Source organism: Streptomyces flavofungini (assembly GCF_041028215.1).
In the GTDB taxonomy this organism is placed as follows: Bacteria; Actinomycetota; Actinomycetes; order Streptomycetales; family Streptomycetaceae; genus Streptomyces; species Streptomyces flavofungini_B.
In genome coordinates this window covers 1-2473 of record NZ_JASKYR010000998.1, presented here as the reverse complement: position 1 = coordinate 2473, position 2473 = coordinate 1, and the positions used below count along the sequence as shown (strand labels likewise).

The 2473-nt window shown below is 73.5% G+C and carries 2 protein-coding genes and 2 pseudogenes; all 4 read right to left on the bottom strand.

The features are described from left to right. Window positions 1–941 (bottom strand): annotated as a pseudogene (locus AB8Z36_RS37595) (hypothetical protein); the annotation flags it as partial. 278 nt (window positions 942–1219) lie between these two features. Further along, window positions 1220–1705, bottom strand: coding sequence for an ATP-binding protein (locus AB8Z36_RS37590; RefSeq protein ID WP_369217866.1), 486 nt, complete (start codon window positions 1703–1705; stop codon window positions 1220–1222). A 12-nt stretch (window positions 1706–1717) separates the two neighbouring features. Beyond that, a complete protein-coding gene (locus tag AB8Z36_RS37585; protein ID WP_369217865.1) occupies window positions 1718–2056 on the bottom strand; it encodes an STAS domain-containing protein in 339 nt (112 codons plus the stop codon). A 170-nt stretch (window positions 2057–2226) separates the two neighbouring features. After that, window positions 2227–2473: pseudogene (locus AB8Z36_RS37580) on the bottom strand (alpha/beta hydrolase); the annotation flags it as partial.

The window sequence follows — 2473 nt, the reverse complement described above, 5'->3', positions numbered from 1 at the left end:
AAGGCGCTGCGGTCGGTGGAGCGCAGCAGCATCAGGACGCCCGCCGGGACGCCGTGGCCGGGCAGCGGCGTGATCACCACCGAGCACACGGGTCCGGTGAAGTGCGCGGGGACCGCCCACTCCGGCAGGGACGCCGGGTCGATCCAGCGGGAGGGCACGGGCGGGAACCCCTGCATCGCCTCGGCGAGGCCGGGGACCTCGGCGAGGTCGRCCGCGAGAGTGGAGTGCGTGACCTCGCCCTCCGGGCCCGTGTAGGTCACGGGGTATACGTTTCCTCGGCCCGGCGCGATCATGATGGCGGCGTCGCAGAGGTGCCCTGCTGCCATGGTGGCCGTCACTTCCATGCATCGCTCGACGTTGAGGGAGGCCAGGAGCTGCTGGGAGGCGTCGGCGAGCAGGGCCGTGCGCCCGCGTTCCGCGCGCAGGTCGTCCTCGGCCCGGCGCCGGGGGGTGTCCTCCGTGAGCCACCAGGCGAGGTGTCCGTCGGCGAGGCGGTCGGGGCGGGCCTCGAAGCTGCGCTCGCCGATGTCGCCCCGTATGGCTTCCTCGGGTCCGCTGTTGCCCTCGGGTCCGCTGACGTCTCCCGGTCCGCTGACGTCCGCCGGTCCCCTGACGTCTCCCGGTCCGCTGACGTCTCCCGGTCCGCTGACGTCTCCGGGGCCTCCGGCGTCCTCGGTGCCGCGCTGCCGGGCGGGCAGGCCGGGCGGTGCGGGCGCGGCGGCCAGCCGGGCGTGTGCGGCGGCGAGCCACTCGGGGACCGCGTCGCCGAACGGGGTGCCGCACGCCGCGTCCGGCAGCAGCACCCTGCCCGCCGCGTTCGCCGCCACGACCCGGCCGCCACGATCGGCGACGATCATGGCGTACGGTGCGGTGGCCCAGGCGTCGGCGAGGGCCGCGGGTGCGGTGCGCCGTGCTGCTTCGGCCTGCTCAGGTGCCTTCATGTCGAAGGGCGCGCGGTGCGAACCCCTCACCCCCTTCCGGAGCCGGTCAGTTGTCGTACGACAACAGTCCCCTCTCGGCACCACACTTGGCAAACCACCGCGGGGATTCCACCCCACTGATGGCGATACGCGGCGGCGAACGCGCCGTACGTACGAGTGCCACATGGGCGTTCGACCGTGACGGGGGTTCGGGGTGCCGCGGGTTCGGGCCTCCACCGACTCCGCGCGGCATGCGCCGGGAGAGGGCGCGGGGCTGCCCGGCCGGGTCGGCAGGCCGCTCAGCCGGTCGCGCCGAGCGCGTCCGTCAGGGGCAGTTCCACGGTGATGACCTTGCCGTCGCCGTGCAGGACGAGCGTGATGACGTCGGCCAGTTCGCGGACGAGCGACCAGCCGTAGCCGCCCTCGCCGTCGGCGACGCTGTCGCCCATGCCCAGCCGCATCCGGCGGTAGCTCGGCGTCGCGGGCAGGTCGGTCGAGCGGTCGCCCACGGAGACGCGGATCTCCCGGGCCCCCGCGCTGACGCCGAACCCGGTGACTCCCCCGCCGTGCCGCAGGGCGTTGGTGAACAGTTCCGACACCACGAGGAGGATGTCGCCGAGGACCCGCTCGCCCACCGCGGCACCGCCGCGGTCCAGCCGGTCCTGGAGCACGCTCACCACATACCCGCGGGCCTGGCCCGCGGTGTCGGGGAGCGGGGAGACATCCGGCAGCGAAGCCACTATCTCGCTCTCGCGCGGCCTGTCGGACGGCGCATTGAGGCTCACACGCAGACTCCCTTACCGGGCCGGGGGAAGGACGGTGCCGATGTCCTCGGCCATGTCGAAGAACTCCGCGGTTCCCGTCACGTCGAACAACCGGTGCACGACGGGCCGGAAGGGTCCGCACAGCACGAGCCGCTTGCCGAGGGCCTTGTGGCGACGCTGGGCGGCCAGGAGGGCGTGCAGCACCGACGAGTCCGCGAATTCCAGGGCCGAGAGGTCGATGACCGTGGCCTCCGCCCGCCCTTCGGACTCGGCGGACCCGGCCAGCTCCTGCTCCAGGTCATGAACATTGTCGGCGTCCAGAGACCCCGTCACGGACACCACCGTGACCTGGTCGCGTCTCTCGACCGACAACTCCGCCGTCACCTTCACACCGCGTCGTCCCTTCCGTGGTGGCGGCAGCTCCCCGGGCCGAAGAAGAAACACGCGCCGGTGACAAGAGTGGTGCCGGGGCGATTCTACGTAATCGGGCCGCCCGGGGAGCAGCGGCCTTGCTCACTCGTGAGCGCGAGTTCCGTCGCCGCTCACGGCCGCAGCAGCCCGCCGAGCGCCGCGCCGAACTCGGCGGGGTGCGTGGTCAGGCCGACATGCCCGCCGGGCAGCCGCTCCGGCTCGATGCCGAGGCGCCCGGCCAGGCAGGCGGCGGCCCGGTGGGGCAGCTCGCCCCGCGAGTCCCGGCCGCAGGCGATCACGAGCCGGTCCGTCAGCCTCTCCAGCAGACGCACGTCCGGGGAGTACCGCATGAAACGGGGCACGATGCGCCCGATGAAG